Source organism: Kushneria sp. AK178, from assembly GCF_053903105.1.
This window is the reverse complement of sequence record NZ_CP096381.1, coordinates 3,158,263-3,179,115: the sequence shown is the minus strand read 5'-3', so window position 1 is coordinate 3,179,115 and position 20,853 is coordinate 3,158,263. Positions and strand designations below refer to the sequence as shown.

The following is a 20,853-nucleotide window of genomic DNA, read 5'->3' as shown; positions in this document are numbered from 1 at the left end:
TACGCCGCGCTGTTTTTTGTGCGCCATCTGTGAATGACCTGACCGACGGCCCACGGGGTTTGTAATGACGACCAAAGCGGTGGCCGGTGAGGCGGGCGAGACCCGTCTCGACCGTATCGGAATACCCCACAGCCTGCGCTGGGGGTTTCTGGGTGTATTGATCTTCATGACCGGCAACGGTGTCGAGTCAAACTTCATCGCGCCCCACATGAGCAACGCGCTCGGCGAGGCCGGCGCCCCCCTGGTGCCGACCATTATTGCCATGTACAGCCTGGCGGTGCTGATCGCCTCCTATCTCTCCGGCGCGCTGGCCGATCTGTTCGGGCCGCGGCGTGTCATGCTGCTGGGCTTTGGCATCTGGGTGGTCTTCGAGATTCTCTTTTTGCTGTCACTGCGTATCGATTCGGTGACGCTGGTCTTTCTGAGCTATTTCTTTCGCGGTTTTGGCTTTCCCCTGTTTGCCTTCGCGTTTCTGGTCTGGATCAACGCGGTGGCGCCGCGCAGCCGCAACGGCGCCGCAGTGGGCTGGTTCTACGTGATGTTTACCGGCGGCCTGCCGACGCTGGGCTCGCTGTTTGCGGTCATCGCCATTCCCGCCTTCGGCGGCGGCCATCCGGGTGAGTCGGCCACCATGTGGGCATCGATGGGGCTGGTCGTGCTGGGCTTTCTGATCGCCTGGTTTGGCGTGCGTGAGCCCACCGGACGCCTGCGGCTGGCACCCGAGGGGGAGTCCGGCACCGAGGTAATGCTCAGCGGACTGCGCCTGACCTTTCGCGAGCCGCGAGTGGCGATGGGCTTTCTGGTGCGCCTGATCAATACCGCACCGCAGTTCGGCATGTTTGTGGTGCTGCCGGCGGTGATCGCCGATGATCTGGGCTGGGGGCAGTCGCGCTGGCTGTTGATGACCACGGTGGTCTATGCCGGCAATATCCTGTTCAACGCCGCCTTCGGGACGCTGGGGGACAAGTGGGGCTGGACGCGCACGGTGCGCTGGTTCGGCGTAGTGGGCTCTGCCGTGGGGCTTTTGCTGTGGTGGTACGTCCCGCACATGGTGCCGCCCGGCTCCGACTGGGGCTATTTTGCCTCGCTGGCGGCCGGCACCGTCTTTGGCATCATGCTGGCCGGCTTCGTGCCGATGGGGGCGATCATGCCGGCGCTGGTACCCGCCCACAAGGGCGCGGCGATGGCGATGTACACCACCGCGGCCGGCGGTGCGATCTTCCTCGGCACCGGCGTGGTGGCGCTCATGCAGCCGCTGGTCGGTAATGCCGGGGTGGTCTGGTCCTTCGTGGCGCTCTACGCCTGCGCCTTCGTGATGCTCCACTGGCTGAAGGTGGACCAAAGCGACGCGGCCGAGCAGCAAGAAGCCCGCGAAACCCACTGACAGCTAACGCCCGCAGGTGCCAATGGCGTCTGCGGGCGCGTTTTCTGATCCGCGTTCAGGCCATTTCCACCCAGTCCGGTGACTGCGCGACTTCAACGCGATCGATGAATTCAGGCCTGCCCTCATCGAGGCGATAGGCCGCGACATGGTGTGAGGCCTGGCCGGCCACCAGCATCATCTGTCCGGTCGCATCCAGCGCGAATCCTCTGGGCTGCGCTTCGACCTCGAAGGCGCCAACGCGCGTCAGTTCGCCGCTGTCGGCATCCACCTCGAAGGAGGTCACCAGCGAGCTGCTGCGCTCGGAGGCGTAGAGATAGCGACCTTCGGCGTCGAGATGAATATCCGCCGCCCAGAAGGTGTCGGCCTCGCCCTTGTCCACCGCGACCCTTTGTTTCTCCTTCAGCGCCCGGGTGCGGCTGTCGTAGTCGAACAGCGTGATGGAGCCATCCAGCTCGCCCAGCAGATAGAGCCGCGTACCGGCAGCGTTGAAGATCAGGTGCCGGGGACCGGTGCCGTCGGGCAGGGTCACCTCGGTCGTGTCGGAAAAGGGCGGCTGCGCTTCGAGACTGGCGCAGTAGAGCCGGTCGCCGCCGAGGCTGGTGAACAGCAGGTTACGCTGCTCCGGGTCGGGGAGAATGCAGTGAGCGTTGGGTTCGGTGGCCCGGCGCGCCTGCTCACCCTTGACGCCCCCTTCGGAAGAGATGTCGTAGGCGGTGACAAGGTGGTGGTGGTAGGAGGCCGAGTAGAGGCGATTGTCCCGCGTGGTGCAGGCGAGATAGGCCACACTCTCCTCGATGGGGAAGGTCGATACCGGCGAGAGACGATGGCTGTGCGCATCGATGGCAAACGTGAAGATGCCCATGGGCGTGCCCCGGCCGGCAGCATGCAGATGGCGTCGGTCCGGACTCAGACACAGCGGCATGGAGCCGCCGGCCTTTTCAAGACCGGGCAGCGTGACGCGCTCGAGCAGCTCGAGGCGGTTGCCGGTGAAGCGCACCAGGCAGATCTCGCCGGCGCCGCCGCAGCCGATATAGGCCAGAAGGGATTGCGGTGATGACATGTGCCCACCCTTTTTTGAACGTGTAGGGAACAAGGATTACAGCCGTACCCCCTGTAATCTAGTCTGTGATCGCAGGGCCGGCTCTTGTTGAGGGCGTTACCCATGAGGCATCGAGCGTCCGGACAGGGCATGAACGCCGTGCGTGATGGTCTTGAAGACACTGCACGGGGGCTGGTTAGGCACTTTGCGTTTACCGGGTGTAAACTTTTTGATCTGTGTCGACAAGGTCGGTATCCGGATCGATGACAGGCGTGCGTGGCGTACGACGTGGCCTGCTTTTTTAACTCTCCCTGCTCAGGAATGAGCGATAAAAGGACCCAGAGCTTTCATGAGCGAATACTCCCTGTTTACCTCCGAATCCGTATCCGAAGGTCACCCCGACAAGATTGCCGATCAGATTTCCGATGCCGTGCTTGATGCCCTCATTGCCCGGGACAAGCAGGCGCGCGTGGCGTGCGAGACGCTGGTCAAGACGGGTGTGGCGATCGTGGCCGGCGAGATTACCACCAACGCCTGGGTGGATCTGGAAGATCTGGTGCGCCGCGTGATTTCGGATATCGGCTATACCTCCTCCGAAGTCGGGTTTGATGGCGCCACCTGTGGTGTGCTCAACCTGATCGGCAAGCAGAGCATCGATATCGCCCAGGGCGTGGACCGCTCCAAACCCGAGGATCAGGGCGCAGGCGACCAGGGGCTGATGTTTGGCTATGCGACCAACGAAACGCCGTCCTATATGCCGGCGCCGATCCACTATTCGCACCGGCTGGTCGAGCGTCAGTCGCAGCTGCGTCGCAACGGCACGCTGTCCTGGCTGCGCCCGGATGCCAAGAGCCAGGTGACCTTCCGCTACGACGACGATGGCAGGCCGGTGGCCGTTGATGCGGTGGTGCTGTCCACGCAGCACGATGACAGCATCTCGCAGGAAGAGCTGCGTCATGCGGTCGAGGAGCTGATCATTCGTGATGTGCTGCCGGCCGAGTGGATTACCGAGTCGACACGCTTTCACATCAACCCGACCGGCAAGTTCGTGATCGGCGGGCCGGTCGGCGACTGCGGCCTGACCGGGCGCAAGATCATCGTCGATACCTACGGTGGCATGGCGCGCCACGGTGGCGGTGCCTTCTCCGGCAAGGATCCGTCCAAGGTGGATCGCAGTGCGGCCTATGCCGGGCGCTATGTGGCCAAGAACGTGGTGGCCTCCGGCATCGCCGACAAGTGCGAGATCCAGATCTCCTATGCCATCGGCGTGGCCCAGCCGACCTCGGTGTCGGTCAATACCTTCGGTACCGGCAGGATCGGCGATGACAAGATCATCGAACTGGTGCGCGAGCATTTCGACCTGCGCCCCTATGCGATCACCCGGATGCTGGATCTGCTCCATCCGATGTATCAGCTCACCGCCTCCTATGGCCACTTCGGGCGCGAGCCGTTCGAGCACACCTATACCTGGCGTGACGTCAACGGCGAGACGCAGACCGAGACCTTTACCGCCTTCCCCTGGGAGAAGACCGACCGGGCCGAGGCCCTTCGCGACGCGGCCGGGCTGTAAGTACTGTCCGACAGGCGAAGAAAATATCGCGGCATCGAGTGAAAGGCCCACGCTTGCGTGGGCTTTTTTATGTCTGAAGATTGGCTATGCTCAGGACACCTGTTGCATCCCGAACAGACCGACCTCTCGATCGAGCCCGTTTCCCATGCTGAATATTGCTGCACTTTTCGTCACGATCACTGCGCTGTTTTCGTGGTTCAACTACCGCTTTGTCCGCCTGCCGGCCACCATCGGTGTGATGGTGATCGCGCTGGTCATGTCACTGGCGCTGATCGCGCTGGACCATCTGGGCTTCACCCGGGTGACGGACCTGACCGAGCAGTGGCTGGGCAGCATCAACTTCAATGCGCTGTTGATGGACGGCATGCTGTCGTTTCTGCTCTTTGCCGGTGCTCTTCACGTGGATATCGACAAGCTCAAGCGCTATCGATACTCGATCGGCTTTCTGGCCTCGATCGGCGTGGTGGTGTCGACGCTGGCGATCGGCAGCGCGGCCTGGTGGCTGTTCAGTACCTTTCATATCGAGGTGCCGTATCTCTATTGCCTGGTGCTTGGCGCCCTGATTTCGCCCACCGACCCGATCGCGGTACTGGGCATCATGCGAAGCGCCGGCGCACCGGAGGACATGGAGCTCAAGATCGTCGGCGAATCGCTGTTCAACGACGGCGTGGCGGTAGTGGTCTTCACCCTGCTGGCGGGCGCGGCCACCGCCGGTGAGCAGCTTACCGCGACGCATTCACTGCTGCTGTTTGGCGAGGAAGCCGGCGGCGGCCTGCTGTTGGGTCTGGTGATGGGCTATGTCGCCTATCAGATGATGAAAAGCATCGATCAGTATCAGGTCGAGGTGCTGATCAGCCTGGCGCTGGTGCTGGGCGGCTACGCGCTGGCCACCGCGCTTGAGGTATCGGGCCCGATCGCGATGGTCATTGCCGGGCTTTTCATCGGCAATCGCGGCCGCGAGCACGCCATGTCGGACAACACCCGGCGCTACGTGGATGGCTTCTGGGAGCTGATCGACGAGATTCTCAACGCCGTGCTGTTTGTCCTGATCGGGCTGGAGCTTCTGCTGATTCCGTTTGAGGGCAGCTATCTGCTGGTGGCCGGCCCCTTGATTCTGATTATTCTGGCGGTACGTCTGGTGACCATCGGGCTGCCCATGATGGCGATGCGCCAGTGGGTCGATTATCGCCGCGGTACCGTTCGGGTGCTGACCTGGGGCGGGCTGCGCGGCGGCATTTCGGTGGCGCTGGCGCTGGGTCTGCCGGCAAGCGAGTATCGCGAACCGATCGTGATGATTACCTACATCATCGTGCTGTTTTCGATTCTGGTGCAGGGGCTGACCATCGGGAAGCTGGTAGGGCGCGTCGTGCCGGGGGTCGACCCGTCATCCGGGGAGTCGAGCCATCACTGAGCGGCATGCTCGTGTTTCACGCGGACGTGCCGATAACACCAGGGCAGGCAAGCGGTCGTTGTCGTCAGTGTTGACCATTCAAGCCGACAGCCCGCTATAATCTGCACCAGCATTTTGCGCCTCACATTGTTGTGAGGGGCATGTCCACCCGAGGGGCGCTGCAGCAAAGCCAGGCGTTTTGCGAGGCTCGGGCTGGATACTCCGGATTCAACGGCGCCCGCTATCTGCCAGGAGTGTTTCATGGCTACTGCCGAAAACGCCGTCAATCAGGATTACAGGGTCGCCGATATCGGTCTGGCCGACTGGGGCCGCCGCGAAATCCGCATCGCCGAGACCGAAATGCCGGCGCTGATGAAGATCCGCGCCAAGTATCGCGACCAGCAGCCGCTCAAGGGCGCCCGCATTGCCGGCTGCATTCACATGACGATTCAGACCGCGGTGCTGATCGAGACGCTGATCGAGCTGGGTGCCAGCGTGCGCTGGTCGTCGTGCAACATCTTCTCGACCCAGGATCAGGCCGCTGCCGCAATCGCCGCCGCCGGGACGCCGGTCTTTGCATGGAAGGGCGAGACCGAGGAGGAGTTCTGGTGGTGCATCCAGCAGACCATTGAGGGTCCGGACGGCTGGCGCCCGAACATGGTGCTCGACGACGGCGGCGATCTGACCCTGATGCTCCACGATGAGCATCCCGAGCTTCTCGACGCCATTCACGGCATCAGCGAAGAGACCACTACCGGCGTGCATCGTCTGGTCGAGATGATGCGCAAGGGTACGCTGCGCGTGCCGGCCATCAACGTCAACGACTCGGTCACCAAGTCGAAAAACGACAACAAGTATGGCTGCCGTCACTCGCTGTCGGACGCCATCAAGCGCGGCCTCGATCACTTGCTCTCCGGCAAGCAGGCACTGGTGATCGGCTATGGCGACGTGGGCAAGGGCTCGGCTGCCGGTCTGCGCAACGAGGGCATGATCGTCAAGGTCAGCGAAGTCGATCCGATCTGCGCCATGCAGGCCTGCATGGACGGCTATGAGGTTGTCTCGCCCTATCTCGATGGCACCAACGACGAGTCCGGCAGCAACCTCAACACCGCCATGCTGGGCAGAATCGATGTGCTGGTGACCACCACCGGTAACATCAACGTCTGCGACGCCGGCATGCTGGGTGCGATCAAAAAGGGCGCCGTGGTCTGCAACATCGGCCACTTCGACAACGAGATCGATACCGCTTACATGCGCGAAAACTGGGCCTGGGAAGAGATCAAGCCACAGGTGCACAAGATCTATCGTGACAGTACGCCGGGCAATTTCGACCCGGCAAGCGATGACTACCTGCTGCTGCTCTCCGAAGGCCGTCTGGTCAATCTGGGCAACGCCACCGGTCACCCGTCGCGCGTCATGGATGGCTCCTTTGCCGACCAGGTGCTGGCGCAGATCCATCTGTTCGAGCGCAAATTCGCCGATATCCCGGTCGCCGAGCGCCCGGCCGTGACGGTGGAAGTGCTGCCCAAGCAGCTCGATGAAGAAGTCGCCCGCTACATGGTCGAAGGCTTTGGTGGCACGCTCACCCGGATGACCCAAAAGCAGGCCGAGTACCTTGGCGTGCCGCAGGAAGGGCCGTTCAAGCCGGATGAGTATCGTTACTGATTACCTCTGGTGAAGCATCAACGCCGCCCCGGTCGGGGCGGCGTTTTTGTTTGTCTGTCGGGTAACGAAAGTGCAGCGGTTTTCCCGGCGAAGTCACTACGCTCTGGGGAGGTGTCAGCGTCGCATCAGTTTCCTGAGCTGGGTCACGGTGCGAGTGTTGAGCACGTCTTCCTTTTCCAGCCAGCCGCGGCGGGCCTGGGTCACGCCCAGTGCCATGTGGCCCAGCTGATCAATAGCGTGGGCGTCGGTGTTGATGGCAAGTCTGACGCCGATGTCGCGCGCCATGCGGATCCAGTGCTCGGCCAGGTCGAGCCGGGCGGGCTGGGCGTTGATTTCAAGAAAGACGCCGCGCTCTCTGGCGCCGCGCAGCACGGCCTCGATATCCACATCATACCCCTCACGACCGTTGATGATGCGCCCGGTGGGGTGCGCCAGAATATTGACGTGCGGGTTGTCCATGGCGCGCAGGATGCGGCTGGTCTGCTTTTCGCGGGACAGGTTGAACTTCGAGTGTACCGAGAAGACGCAGACATCGAGTTCCCGGAGCACGTCATCGGGCAGATCCAGTGCGCCGTCTTCCAGGATATCGACTTCGTTGCCCTTTAACACGGTGAAGTTTTTCAGCCGGTCATTGAGGGCATCGATTCCGGCCATCTGCTCGCGCAGGCGTCCGGCATCCAGACCGTTGGCCATGGCCAGGCGCTTTGAGTGATCGGTGATGGCGATATAGCGATAGCCGCGCCGTTTGGCGGCGCGCACCATCTCTTCCAGGCCTGCCTTGCCGTCGGAGGCGGTGGTGTGCATGTGCAGATCGCCGCGGATGTCGTCGAGCGTGACCAGTTCGGGCAGCGTGCCATTCTGCGCGGCCTCGATCTCGCCGCGGTTTTCCCGCAGTTCGGGGGCAATCCAGGGTAGATCGATCCGGGCCAGCACCTCTTCTTCGGTACGGCCTGCCAGCTGCTTTTTACCCCTGTAGATACCGTATTCGTTGATCTTCAGACCGCGCTCGGTGGCCATTTTGCGGGTGGCAATATTGTGCGCCTGCGAGCCGGTGAAGTAGTAAAGGGCGGCGCCGAAGCTCTCATCATTCACCACGCGAACATCCACCTGCAGTCCCGAGTGCAAACGAATGGTGGATTTCGTTGTGCCGTGAGAGACGGTCTCGGCGATATCCGGGTAACTCATCAGATGTGCCATGAGAGTCGGGCCGTCATCGCTGCTGACCAGAATGTCGAGATCGCCCACCGTCTCCAGCCCGCGGCGCAGGCTGCCGGCCGTGCTGAGTCGCTGTGCGCCGTCGGCGCGCTCGAGCCAGCTGACCAGATCCTCGGCAGCCTGCCGGGCCTCATCAAGTCGGGTGCGTAGTGGGGCATCCTCCAGACGCTCGGCCTCCTTGAGAATGCCGGCTTCGGTCTTTTGGCCAAAGCCGTCAAGGGCGCTGATCCGCCCCTCCCGGGCAGCCTTTTTTAGGGCCTCGAGACTGTCGATGCCCAGTGCCTCGTGAAGTTGTTGCACGCGGCGGGGGCCCAGCTGACTGACGCGCATCAGCTGTAGCAGCCCGGGCGGCAGGCGCTTTTCGGCCTCTTCAAGTACCGACAGGCGCCCGGTGTTGATCAGCTCGGTGATCTTGTCGGCCAGATCGCGGCCGATACCGGGCAGCTCGGTAAGCGCCTCGTCACGGGCTACCATCTCCTGCAGGGCGCAAGGGTGGGCGCCGATGGTCTGTGCGGCACTGCGATAGGCGCGCACGCGAAAGGCGTTGGCCCCCTCGATATCCAGCAGGTTCGCCAGGCGCTCAAGGGTGCGGGCAATATCGGCGTTTTGCATGAGTCTCGGCCTTCGATCCGGTCACATGAAAAGGGTCAGGGGTGCTGTCAGCATAGCGGGCCCCTGGTCCCTTTTGGTTGCATGACATCAAAAGCGGTCGATGGCAGGCATCAAAAAGGGCCGCCGGGCGGCCCTTTTGAGAGGCGGCTGATTACTCCCAGCCGAGCTTTTCCATGTAGGCACGGGCATGAACATCGACCGCCTTGATGGCATACACAACCTGATCCGGCGTGAGCGAGTAGGCCAGGTTGTGAATCGACTCCCCTTCCTTGAGGGCGGCCTCGGCCACGCGATACAGGTCGTCGTCGCTGACGTCCTTGAGCTTGAGCGCTTCCAGCGTCACCGGTAGCCCCAGGGCCAGGTAGAGATCCAGGTACTCTTCCAGCTCGGCCTGGGACGTCTGATCCAGAATCAGCTGCGCTACGGTACCAAACGCGACCTTTTCGCCGTGGGTGAGTTCGTGAATCTCGCCGTGCAGGGCGGTAAAGCCGTTATGAATGGCGTGTGCCCCGGCCAGACCGCCGCTTTCAAAGCCCAGCCCGCTGAGCAGCGTATTGGCCTCGACCACGGCCTCAAAGGAGGGCGTGACGATCTGGGCTTCGTTGGCTTGATAAGCGAGCAGGGCGTGATCAAAGAGCACCTCTTCGCACTTCTCGCCGATGGTCTGACCGAGAATGGTGGTCTGGCCGCCGGCCATGTTGGTAGCGCTGGTTCGAATGGCCGCACGCGCCTCGACCCAGGTGGCCAGCGCATCGGCAATGCCGGAGGCCAGAAAGCGCGGCGGTGCCTTGACGATGATGGCCGTGTCGACCAGTACCAGGTTGGGGTTCCTGTCATAGAAGCGGTAGGATTCGAATTCGCCCTCGTCGCTGTAGATGACCGACAGCGCACTGGTCGGGGCATCCGTTGAGGCGGTGGTGGGCAGTACGACGCAGGCCGCGTTCATCCTGTCGGCCACGCCCTTGGCGGTATCGAGCGTCTTGCCGCCACCAAAGCCGATGACCACATCGGCCCCGTACCGCTCGCCCTGTTCGATGAGCCGGTCGATTTCGGCAGTGGAGGATTCGCCCTCAAAGATGGCCCGTTCAAAGCGCATATCGCTGCCCTTGAGGCTGTCGCTCAACGTCTCGCCTGCCATCTTCCAGACAAGATCGTCAGCAATGACCAGCGCCTGCCGACCCAGCTGCGACACGTAGTGGCCGGCGCGGGAGAGTGTGTTGGCCCCCTGGACATAGCGGGCGGGACTGATAAAGACTTTTTCGCTGGGCGCAGACATTGAAGGTCTCCTTGAAAGGGGGATTTATCCTGTCCTGCACTGACAGCGTAGTCATTCGGGGGATGGCCGGAATGCGGCAATTCGACGTAGCTCGGTGTTATGTCGATAATTGAGGGTTCTGGCTCAAAGTTCGGCTGATGCCGGTGGGCGTTGTCAAGAGTGTCCGGAGGATCATGATGGCCATGCGGCCCAATGTACGCACCCTGTTTGTCTCTGACCTTCATCTGGGGACCCCCGATGCGCAGGCCATTCTGCTGCTTCATTTAATGCAGCAGGTGCGCCCGGAGCGGTTGTATCTGGTCGGGGATGTCTTTGATCTGATTGCCATGAAGCGCCGGGCCATCTCGGTCCTGGATGCTCATCAGCAGCGGCTGGTGCGCCACATCCTGCGGCTGGCCCGTACCGGCTGCGAGGTGATCTACATCCCGGGCAATCACGACGCCGCCTTTCGCACCTTCTGTGGCGAGACCTTTCGCAGCATCGAGGTCCGCCGCGACGCCGTGCACGTCACCCGAGACGGCAGGCGGCTGCTGGTCAGCCATGGCGACGAGTTCGACGGCCACTTCAAGGCGCCCCGCTGGAAGCTGGTTGTCGGCGAGATGGCGCTTCACACCATGCGCCGCACCAACCGCTGGACAGTACAGGCGCGTCGCCGGATGGGGCGCCCGTACTGGTCGCTGTCGGCGGCGCTCAAGCGCCGGTCCAGCAACGTCAAGCACTTCGCCGGCGCCTTTCGTCAGTCAGCGCTGGCGCGCGTGCGTCGCGAAAATGTGGATGGCTATATCGGCGGCCACATTCACATTCCGTTTTTCGGTGAGTGTGAAGGCTTCGTCTACTGCAACGACGGCGACTGGGTCGAAAACTGCACGGCGCTGGTCGAGGAGTTTGATGGCCGGCTGCGTCTGGTCGACTGGCAAAACAGGACCCTGGTGGACGATCCGAGACCGCCGTCGGGGCAGCGTGAAAAGACCGAAGCGGAGGACTGGCTGGCCGATGAGGAGACCGCCGTGGCCCGGGATTAAAAAAGCATTATGACCGGGTCATCGCGCTTCGAATATAACAGACTGAATTTAATCGGGTTTTGAAAAGCGTTAAAAAATAGTGACGTTTACTTTTGAAACCCGACGATGACCAAACGTAGAATGTCCCGGAAGATCGGTTTGTGCGACATTTTGTCTTCACGACGCCACGGGCGTCATCCGATCCCGATCCCCTTCTTTGCAGTATCCGATAAAAAACATCCCAGGCATGGGACGTATCAATAATCGGTAGTGTCGTGCCGATAAACAGTGACCGGCCGCATCGCGCCCCCGGGCCGATGTTCAAGCATGACGCCTGCCCCCTGACAGCTGGTATCCGGCAGGCGATGAGGAGATTGACCCATGACGGTTAATGTAACCCGAAGACAGTTCTTCAAGCTGGGGGCGGCAGGTGTTGCTTCTTCCAGCATGGCGATGATGGGGTTCGCCCCGGAGTCGGCTGAGGCGTCCGTGCGTCATTTCAAGCTGACGCACGCCAAGGAAACCCGTAACAACTGCACCTACTGCTCGGTGGGTTGCGGCATCCTGATCTACAGCCATGGCGACGGTTCCAAGAACGTCCGCCAGGAAATCTTCCACATCGAGGGGGACCCGGACCATCCGGTATCCCGTGGTTCCCTGTGCCCGAAAGGCTCGGGGCTGCTGGATTTCGTGCGCAGCGAAGGCCGCCTCGAGTATCCGCAGGTCCGCGCGCCGGGCTCCGATGAGTGGAAGCGCGTCAGCTGGGATGAGGCACTCGACAAGATCGCACGTCACATCAAGGATGACCGCGATGCCAACTTCGTCGAGCGTGACGAGAGCGGCCAGACCGTCAATCACTGGACGACTTCCGGCTTTCTGGCCGCCTCCGGCGCTTCCAACGAAGCCGGCTACATCACCCACAAGGTGGTGCGCAATCTTGGCATGGTAGCGTTCGACAACCAGGCGCGCGTCTGACACGGACCGACGGTGGCAGGTCTTGCCCCAACATTCGGTCGCGGTGCCATGACCAATCACTGGGTCGACATCCGCAATGCCAACATGATTCTTTCGATGGGCGGCAACTCTGCCGAAGCTCACCCCGTGGGTTTTCGCTGGGTCACCGAGGCCATCGAGCACAACAAGGCCAAGCTGATCTGCATTGATCCGCGCTATACGCGTACCTGTGCAGTCGCCGACTACAAGGCCTTTATTCGTACCGGAACCGATATCACGTTTCTGGGCGGTCTGATTCACTATTTGATCACGACCGATCAGATTCAGCATGAATACGTGCTTCACTACACCGATGCCTCGCTTCTGGTGCGTGAAGACTATGGTTTCGAAGACGGTATCTTCACCGGCTACAACCCCGAAAAGCGCGCCTACGACGACAAGTCGTCCTGGATGTATGAGCTGGGCGATGACGGTTACGCCGTGCGTGACATGTCGCTTCAGCACCCGAGGTGCGTCTATCAGCTGATGCGCGAGCACTACAGCCGCTATGACATCGATACGGTGTCGAGCATCTGTGGCATGCCCCGAGAGCATATCGAGCATATCTGGGCGGAAATCGGCAAAATGGCCGTGCCGCACCAGACCATGACGATTCTTTATGCGCTGGGCTGGACGCAGCACTCCATCGGCTCGCAGATCATTCGTACCGCGGCCATGGTCCAGCTGCTGCTGGGCAACATGGGCATGCCGGGTGGGGGCGTCAACGCCCTGCGTGGCCACTCCAACATCCAGGGGCTGACGGATCTGGGGCTGCTGTCGCAGCTGCTGCCGGGCTACATGAGCCTGGCCAATGCTGCCGAGCAGGACTATCCCGCGTATATCCAGAAGCGCGCCAAGCAGCCGATTCTGGAAGGCGAGGTCTCGTACTGGAAAAACTACGAGAAATTCCATGTCAGCCTGATGAAATCCTGGTTCGGCGATGCCGCCACCGAGGAGAACAACTGGTGCTTTGACTGGCTGCCCAAGCTCTCCAGACCGCTGTATGACGTTCTCGATACCTTCGAGCGCATGCACAAGGGCGAGATCAACGGCTACTTCTGTCAGGGCTTCAACCCGCTGGCGTCGTTCCCCAACCGCCAGAAGGTGACCGAAGGCCTGTCGCGACTGAAGTACCTGGTCGTCATGGACCCGCTGAATACCGAAACCAGCGAGTTCTGGAAGAACTACGGCGAATACAATGATGTGGATCCGTCGCAGATCCAGACCGAGGTCATTCGTCTGCCCACGACCTGTTTTGCCGAGGATGACGGCTCGATCGTCAACAGTGCCCGCTGGCTGCAGTGGCACTGGGCGGCCGCGCAGGGGCCCGGCGAGTCGCGCCCGGATACCCGCATCATGGGGGATCTGTTCATTCGGCTTCGTGAGCTGTATCGGCAGGAGGGCGGTGTCTTCCCCGACCCGATCCTGAATCTGAAGTGGGACTACGACATTCCCGAAGCCCCTTCCTCGGAAGAGCTGGCGCAGGAGTACAACGGGCGTGCGCTGGTCGATCTGACCGATGACAACGGCAATGTGATCCGTCGCGCCGGTGAGCTGCTTTCCGGGTTCTCCGAAATGACAGGCGATGGCCGTACTGCCTCGGGCTGCTGGATCTTTTCCGGCTGCTGGACGCAGGACGGCAACCAGATGGCGCGGCGCGACAACTCCGACCCGTACGGTACCGGCAATACGCTGGGCTGGGCGTGGGCATGGCCGGCCAACCGCCGCGTGCTCTACAACCGTGCCAGTGCCGATACGCAGGGCAGGCCCTGGGGTCGCGAGAAGGCGTTCGTGTGGTGGAGCAGCGAGCAGGGTCGCTGGGTGGGTGCCGATATTCCGGATTTCCCGATCACCTCCGATCCGGCAAAGGGTCAGGGCCCGTTCATCATGCAGCCCTCCGGCGGCGGCAATTTCTTCGGCGGCCAGAGCATGGTGGACGGTCCGTTCCCGGAGCATTACGAACCCTTTGAGTCGCCGATCGATAACAACCCGCTGCATCCGAACAATCCACTGGCGAAGAATAACCCGGCCGGCCGGATATATGACGGGGATCGCGAGGCGCTCGGCACTCGGGAAGAGTTCCCGCATGCAGCCACGACCTATCGTCTGACCGAGCATTTCCACTTCTGGACCAAGCACGCAAAGCTCAATGCCATCGTGCAGCCGGAGCAGTTCGTGGAAATCAGCCATCAGCTCGCCGACGAGATCGGCGTGGCGGCGGGTGACTGGGTGCGGGTCTCCTCCAACCGCGGCTTTATCAAGGCCGTAGCGGTGGTGACCCAACGCATGCAGCCGATGCGCATCGGGGATCGTGACGTGCATCACGTGGGTATTCCGATTCACTGGGGCTTTACCGGCGTGGCGAAAAAGGGCTATCTGATCAATGCCCTGACGCCTGTCGTGGGTGATGCCAATACCCAGACACCGGAATACAAGTCATTCATCGTCAAGGTCGAGAAGGCATAAGGGAGGGCATATGATCAACTCACAAAATATCGTTGCCCGTTCCGCGACGACTCTGCCGGCACCGCATGTCCGCGATGACGTGGTAGAAGTGGCCAAGCTCATCGATGTCTCCAAGTGCATCGGTTGCAAGGCCTGCCAGGTCGCGTGCATGGAGTGGAATGACCTGCGTGATGACGTGGGTGAGTGCCATGGGGTGTATGACAACCCCATGGATCTGACCGCCGAGTCATGGACGGTGATGCGCTTCAACGAAGTGGAAACGGACTTCGTGGGCGGTGATGACGTCAGCCGGGAGAAGGAGCTGTCCTGGCTGATCCGCAAGGATGGCTGCATGCACTGCGCCGAGCCGGGCTGCCTGGAGGCCTGCCCGGCCCCGGGGGCAATCGTCAAGTATGCCAACGGCATCGTCGACTTCGACTCCAACAACTGCATCGGCTGCGGCTACTGCATTACCGGCTGTCCGTTTGACATTCCGCGTATCTCGGAAAAGGACAGCAAGTCCTACAAGTGCACCCTGTGCTCTGATCGCGTGAACGTCGGTCTGGAGCCGGCCTGCGTCAAGGCCTGTCCGACCAACTGCATCGAGTTTGGCAGCAAAAAGGACATGCTGGCGCGCGCCGACAAGCGTGTGAACGACCTGAAAGAGCGGGGCTATGAGCAGGCCGGCGTCTATGACCCGGCCGGCGTGGGCGGCACGCACGTCATGTATGTGCTGCATCACAGCGATGAGCCCGGGCTCTACAGCGGTCTGGCCAAGGACCCGCGCATTTCGCCGGTCGTCGGTGCCTGGAAGGGCATTACCAAGCCCATCATGTCCGCGATTCTGGGGATCACGGCCTTTGCCGGTTTCTTCCATTACATTACCAAGGGCCCGAAGGAAGAGCCCACGGATGAGGAAGTCTTTGGCGAAAACGATGATCATCATCGTGTCTCACGTGAAGAGGAGCATCGGTCATGAACTTCAAGAAACAAAAGACCATGCTGCGTTACGGCCCTGGTACCCGGGCCAACCATTGGGCCATGGCAGTCGCCTTCGTTCTGCTGACGCTGTCAGGACTTGCCTTCTTTCATCCACCGTTTTTCTTTTTCAGCCACTCGCTGGGCGGGCCGGTCTGGTCGCGGGTATTGCACCCCTTCATCGGTGTGGTGCTGTTTGTGCTGTTCGTCATCATTGCGGTACGACAGCTCAAGTACAACATGCTGATGAAAAACGATGTGCAGTGGATGCGCCAGATGGGCGATGTGCTCAATAACCGGGATGACAAGCTGCCGGCCATCGGCAAGTACAACCCGGGCCAGAAAATGGTGTACTGGGCGCTGGTCATCTGCATTCCGGTGCTTTTGATCACTGGTGTGATCATGTGGCGGCCCTGGTTTGCCGGCTTCTTCCCCATTCCGCTGATCCGCGTGGCCAGCCTTGTGCACGCTCTGGCCGCCTTTGTCGGCATTGCCACCATCATCGTGCATGTGTATGCCGCCATCTGGGTCAAGGGATCGGTCAAGGCCATGACCCGCGGGCGGGTAACGCATGCCTGGGCGAAGCATCATCATCCCCTCTGGTATGAAGAAGAGATGAAGGATCCTTCGCAGCGCGCGGGAGACGAGAACGCTCACGGGCGTGACACGACATCCCATCACGGAGCTCGCCATGACGGCCGAACATCAGGCTGAACATGATTACGGTACGGCCCCCGGCGGGGTGGTTGAACCCCCCGCTGTGGTGCTGCCCGAGCGGCGTCTTTTCAGTCACCGGGCGCGCCGCCTGCGCGATCTGTCCCGGCGCATGCGCTCGATGGCCGATTTCCTCGGTTTCGCCGCACGTCTGGCGCAGGCCCAGCATCAGGTCCTGCAAAAGCGTACCAGCACCTTTGCCCCCGACAGTCAGGCCTTTGATCTGGCGCTGGAGCACGGCATGCCGCCCCTGTCGGTGCAATCGCTGCAGGCGGATCTGGACTGGCAGGCGGATCTGGAGGCGATTTGCGATGCACTGGAGCTCAACGTGGGGCAGGCGCAGCAGCAGCTGATCCGCCAGCTGCGCGAGCTGGATCAGACGACACGACAGGCAATCGCCTCGGAGGTTCTCGGGGCCGGCAGCGGCACGGAAGAGACCCGTGCCTTCATGCCGCTGGTCGCAGCGGCGCTGCAGGTGGCCTGGCTGCGTCAGAGCAGCGCCCTGCCGCGGCCTCCAAAGCGGGCAGAGGGCACGGCGCAGACGGTCTGCCCCTGCTGCGGTGCGCTGCCGGTGGCCAGCCTCATCCAGGTCGGGCGTGAGCGGTCACGCGTGCGCTATATGCAGTGCTCGATCTGTGCCACCGAGTGGTACATGGAACGGGCGCGCTGTACGACCTGCTTTGAAACCGGCAAGCTCGATTATGTCGGTCTTGAAGGCGAAGACGGCAAGCGCCCGCTCCCGGTCAGGGCAGAAACCTGCGGTGCCTGTGAGAGCTATGTGAAGATCGTGCATCTCGACACCGAGGTGGATGCCGATGCCCTGGCGGACGATCTGGCCAGTCTCGGGCTGGATATCATGATCGCCAACGAGCGTGATATCGGACGCAGCAGCTATAATCCCTGGCTGGTTGCCGGGTGACGACCCGCCTCGCCTGTCTCGAACGCGCTCATCATGAGCGCGTTTTTTTATTTTGTTATAGCGAAACATTCTCTGCAAAAGCGCCTCGAGGCTTGTCTCAACACTTTTTTAAGGGATGATGGCCGACTTGATTGATGGTGTACCGTATGGTCCGATTCCAAGCAGATTGTTGCCTGTCCTGTCGCCGGTGCGTGAGTGGATGATGGGGCATGCATTGAAGAATGAGACATGTGTTTATCCCAGACACGCTCGCCCATGAAAGGAGCCCTTGATGGATGACCCGCGACGTTACCTGCCGGCGGTTGATGTGCTGCTGTCTCATCCAGTGATGGAGCGTTCGTCGGTCAGCCATCGTCTCAAACGGCGTGCCGTACGCGAGCTGCTGACCGGTGAACGCGAGCGTCTCTCCCGGCCCGGTGAGGCGCTTCTCGATCCGGCGCAGCTGGCCGCGAAGGCGCTTGACCGAGCCCGGACACTGGCCGCTTCCCGCGCGCCGGGCGTGTTCAACCTGACCGGCACCGTCATTCATACCAATCTGGGGCGGGCACCGCTGGCCGAGTCCGCCATCGAGGCCATGACGCGGGCCGCCCGACAGTCACTGGCACTGGAATACGACGTCGACAGCGGGCACCGGGGCGATCGCGACCAGGTCGTCGAGTCGCTGCTGTGTGAGCTGACCGGCGCCGAAGCGGCCACCGTGGTCAATAACAACGCTGCGGCCGTCGTGCTGACGCTGTCGGCGCTGGGGGCCGGTCGCGAAGCCGTGATTTCGCGTGGCGAACTGATCGAGATCGGCGGGTCGTTTCGTCTGCCCGACATCATGCATACCTCCGGCTGTTATCTGCGCGAAGTCGGCACGACCAACCGCACGCATTCACGCGATTTCGAGCAGGCCATGAATGATGCCACCGGCATGATCTTCAAGGCGCACACGTCCAATTACGCCGTTGAAGGGTTCACGGCCGCCGTGGAGGAGAGCGAACTGGCCCGCATCGCACACGCCGGCGGAGTACCCTTTATCGTGGATCTGGGCAGCGGCGCCCTGACCGACATGGCTGCTCTGGGGCTGCCCGACGAGGCCCGCCCCCGACAGAGCATCGAGGCCGGTGCGGATGTCGTGACCTTTAGCGGCGACAAGCTGCTTGGCGGTCCGCAGTGCGGTCTGATCGTGGGCAGCCGTGACTGTATCGATCGCATCCGCCGCCATCCGCTCAAGCGGGCGCTGCGGGTGGACAAGCTGATCATGACGGCGCTGGAAGCCACCCTGCAGCTGTACCGGGACAGTGACGACATCGCGCGCGATATTCCGACCCTGGCACTGCTGACCCGCCATGAAACCGATATCGCGGCCACGGCAGAGCGCCTGCAGCCCGTTCTGGCCGAGCAGCTGCCCCGCATGCAGGTCAGTATCGAAACATGCAAAAGCCAGCTGGGCAGCGGGGCGCTGCCGGTGGATCGTCTGCCCAGCCGGGCGCTGGTCATCGCGCCGCCCGCCCATGAGCGCCGTTTCGGCGAGCGCGCGCTGCGCCGGATCGAGGCCGCCTTCAGGCAGCTGCCGCGACCGGTGATCGGACGACTGCACGACGGCGCCCTGTGGCTCGACCTGCGCTGTCTGCACAGCGAGCTCGATGAGCGCGCCTTTGTGGACCAGCTCTGCCATCTCTCGCTCGACGAGGACAGCGGATCATGATTGTAGGCACGGCAGGCCATGTCGATCATGGCAAGACAGCCCTGATTCACGCGCTGACCGGTATCAGCACCGATCGATTGCAGGAGGAGCAGGCGCGCGGTCTGACCATCGAGGCCGGCTACGCCTATCCGGAGATGGTCGGCGATGTCGAACTGGGCTTTATCGATGTGCCCGGCCACGAGCGCTTTATCCACAATATGCTCTCGGGAGTGGCGGGCATCGACACCATGCTGCTGGTCGTGGCCGCCGATGATGGCGTCATGCCACAGACCCGGGAGCACATGCAGATACTGCGTCTGCTGGGTATCGGTCGCGGCGTGGTCGCACTGACCAAGTGTGACCTGGTCGACCGGCAGCGGCTGGTAGCGGTGCACGAGCAGATCCGGGCGCTGCTGGCCGGTTCGCCGCTGGAAGACGCTCATGTTCTGGAGGTCTCCAGCCGCACCGGCGAGGGCGTTGCTGCATTGAAGGAAACGCTCTGGCAGCGGGCCCGGGCCAATGAGGCCGAGGTGGTGCAGGGCAACTTCCGCATGGCCGTGGATCGCGCCTTTACCAAGACCGGCTCGGGCCTTGTGGTGACAGGCACGGTCGTGGCCGGCGACATTGCGGTCGGTGACAGCGTCAGGCTGTTTCCCTCGGACCATGAGGCGCGCGTCCGGGGACTTCGTCGTCAGGGTCGGGTGGCGGAACACGCTCGTCAGGGCGACCGGCTGGCACTGAATCTGGCCGGCCCCGGCATCGACCGGGAAACCGTGCAGCGCGGTGACTGGGTGGTGGCACAGGCGCTGCCCACGCCGGCGCTGACGCGCGTGGATATCGCCCTGGAGCTTCTCGAGGATGCGCCGCCCTTGAGTCACTGGTCGGGTGTGCATCTGCACCTGGGGGCATCGCATGTCATCGGGCGTATTTCCCTGCTGGAAGGGCAGCAGTTGCTGCCCGGCCAGCGCATGCTGGCGCAGATGATTCTGGAAACGCCGCTGCATGCCTGCATGGGGGATCGGGTCATCGTCCGGGACCACGGAGCACGGCATACCATCGGCGGTGCCGTCGTGCTTGATGGCACGCCGCCGCGCCGCGGGCAGCGCTCGCCGGCGCGGCTGCAGTGGCTGGAAAGCTGTCGTCAGGCGGTCATGGGCAGTGCCGGCAGCACCATGGCCCTGGCCGAGCCGCTTCGGGTGGCCCTGAGCCTGCGTCAGGACGGCCCGGATGTTCGTGGTCTGGCGCGCAATTTCAATCGCACACCGGCCTCGCTGGCCCGCGAGTTCGAGGCGCTGGGCGCCCGGGTCATCAGCGCGGGGCAGGACATGCGGGCCTTTTCACCCGAGATGCTCGAGCGTCTGCGTACGCGCATTGTCGAGGTGATTACCGAAAACCACGAGCGTGAGCCGGCCATGCTGGGCACCGAGCGCGAACGCCTGCGTCGTCAGGTGGTGCCGAACATGCCCAGCGCGCTGTTTCGTCAGATTCTCCAGCCACTGATGAGCGATGGGGTGCTGAAGCAGCAGGGGCCTTTCCTGTCGCTGCCGGCGCATCAGGCGGCGCTGTCCACCGAGGATGAAACCCTCTGGCAGCAGCTGCAGCCCCGACTGGCCGAGGCGCCCTTCGACCCGCCCCGCGTGCGTGACCTGGCCGGACTGGAAAATATCGAAGAGGCGCGGGTGCGCCAGGTGCTGACCGCGGCGGCCCGACTGGGGCGTGTTTATCACGTGCGTCGGGACCATTTCTTTCTGGCCCGCGCCGTATCTGATATGGCCGACATGATCCGGGAAATTGAAACGCAGCAGGGTGCCGCGCATGTGGCAAGCTTCCGCGACCGGCTGGGGGTCGGGCGCAAGCTGGCGGTTCTGATTCTCGAATTTTTTGATCGAATCGGCTATACACGGCGGGTGCGTGATGATCACATCGTGCGCCGGGCCGACATGTGGCATTAATTAGGCTATCATGCGGCCACGTTGTAACACG

Annotated in this window: 14 protein-coding genes and 1 riboswitch; of the genes, 11 read left to right on the top strand and 3 right to left on the bottom strand. The window is 62.4% G+C overall.

The features are described 5' to 3' along the window. The first annotated feature begins 64 nt into the window (after positions 1-64). Positions 65-1,384: an MFS transporter gene (locus M1D97_RS14650; protein WP_456268435.1), complete on the top strand. Its 1,320-nt coding sequence runs from the start codon at positions 65-67 to the stop codon at positions 1,382-1,384. Positions 1,385-1,439: 55 nt separating this feature from the next. Here the strand turns inward: M1D97_RS14650 and M1D97_RS14645 are convergent, their stop codons facing one another. Continuing rightward, a complete protein-coding gene (locus M1D97_RS14645; RefSeq protein ID WP_456268434.1) occupies positions 1,440-2,444 on the bottom strand; it encodes a lactonase family protein in 1,005 nt (334 codons plus the stop codon). A 328-nt stretch (positions 2,445-2,772) separates the two neighbouring features. On the opposite strand from M1D97_RS14645, the gene metK reads away from it, so the two are divergent. From metK to ahcY, 3 genes are all read left to right on the top strand, one after another. Continuing rightward, the gene (gene metK / locus M1D97_RS14640) at positions 2,773-3,993 is read left to right on the top strand and encodes a methionine adenosyltransferase (RefSeq protein WP_456268433.1); all 1,221 of its coding nucleotides are present in this window, start codon (positions 2,773-2,775) and stop codon (positions 3,991-3,993) included. Between the two features lie 145 nt (positions 3,994-4,138). Beyond that, entirely contained in the window at positions 4,139-5,404 is a 1,266-nt protein-coding gene (locus M1D97_RS14635; protein WP_456268432.1) for a cation:proton antiporter, read from the top strand. Between the two features lie 144 nt (positions 5,405-5,548). Then, positions 5,549-5,630, top strand: a riboswitch (S-adenosyl-L-homocysteine riboswitch). A 14-nt stretch (positions 5,631-5,644) separates the two neighbouring features. Then, complete coding sequence (gene ahcY, locus M1D97_RS14630) at positions 5,645-7,048, top strand: adenosylhomocysteinase (protein WP_456268431.1); 1,404 nt, start codon at positions 5,645-5,647, stop codon at positions 7,046-7,048. Positions 7,049-7,162: 114 nt separating this feature from the next. Here ahcY and polX read toward each other — a convergent pair whose 3' ends face one another. Together polX and M1D97_RS14620 are read right to left on the bottom strand one after the other, a co-directional pair. After that, the gene (gene polX / locus M1D97_RS14625; protein ID WP_456268430.1) at positions 7,163-8,875 is read right to left on the bottom strand and encodes a DNA polymerase/3'-5' exonuclease PolX; all 1,713 of its coding nucleotides are present in this window, start codon (positions 8,873-8,875) and stop codon (positions 7,163-7,165) included. Positions 8,876-9,026: 151 nt separating this feature from the next. Continuing rightward, on the bottom strand, positions 9,027-10,151 hold the full coding sequence (locus M1D97_RS14620) for a glycerol dehydrogenase (protein WP_456268429.1): 1,125 nt from the start codon (positions 10,149-10,151) through the stop codon (positions 9,027-9,029). A 173-nt stretch (positions 10,152-10,324) separates the two neighbouring features. On the opposite strand from M1D97_RS14620, the gene M1D97_RS14615 reads away from it, so the two are divergent. The 7 genes from M1D97_RS14615 to selB all read left to right on the top strand — a co-directional run bounded on the left by M1D97_RS14615 (position 10,325) and on the right by selB (position 20,822). Next, on the top strand, positions 10,325-11,173 hold the full coding sequence (locus M1D97_RS14615) for a UDP-2,3-diacylglucosamine diphosphatase (protein WP_456268428.1): 849 nt from the start codon (positions 10,325-10,327) through the stop codon (positions 11,171-11,173). A gap of 360 nt (positions 11,174-11,533) precedes the next feature. Further along, positions 11,534-14,611 (top strand): formate dehydrogenase-N subunit alpha, encoded by a 3,078-nt coding sequence (gene fdnG, locus M1D97_RS14610; RefSeq protein WP_456268427.1) that lies wholly within the window; start codon positions 11,534-11,536, stop codon positions 14,609-14,611. Positions 14,612-14,621: 10 nt separating this feature from the next. Then, positions 14,622-15,569, top strand: a complete 948-nt coding sequence (gene fdxH / locus M1D97_RS14605; RefSeq protein ID WP_456268426.1) for a formate dehydrogenase subunit beta — start codon at positions 14,622-14,624, stop codon at positions 15,567-15,569. After that, positions 15,566-16,282 carry a formate dehydrogenase subunit gamma gene (locus M1D97_RS14600; RefSeq protein ID WP_456268425.1) on the top strand — a complete coding sequence of 239 codons (717 nt, stop codon included), beginning with the start codon at positions 15,566-15,568 and terminating at the stop codon, positions 16,280-16,282. The genes fdxH and M1D97_RS14600 overlap by 4 nt, the downstream gene beginning before the upstream one ends. Continuing rightward, complete coding sequence (fdhE, locus tag M1D97_RS14595) at positions 16,260-17,201, top strand: formate dehydrogenase accessory protein FdhE (protein WP_456268424.1); 942 nt, start codon at positions 16,260-16,262, stop codon at positions 17,199-17,201. The genes M1D97_RS14600 and fdhE overlap by 23 nt, the downstream gene beginning before the upstream one ends. Before the next feature lie 271 nt (positions 17,202-17,472). Continuing rightward, the gene (gene selA, locus M1D97_RS14590; protein ID WP_456268423.1) at positions 17,473-18,891 is read left to right on the top strand and encodes an L-seryl-tRNA(Sec) selenium transferase; all 1,419 of its coding nucleotides are present in this window, start codon (positions 17,473-17,475) and stop codon (positions 18,889-18,891) included. Beyond that, the gene (gene selB, locus M1D97_RS14585) at positions 18,888-20,822 is read left to right on the top strand and encodes a selenocysteine-specific translation elongation factor (RefSeq protein ID WP_456268422.1); all 1,935 of its coding nucleotides are present in this window, start codon (positions 18,888-18,890) and stop codon (positions 20,820-20,822) included. Before selA ends, selB begins: the two co-directional genes overlap by 4 nt. The last annotated feature ends 31 nt before the right edge of the window (positions 20,823-20,853 follow it).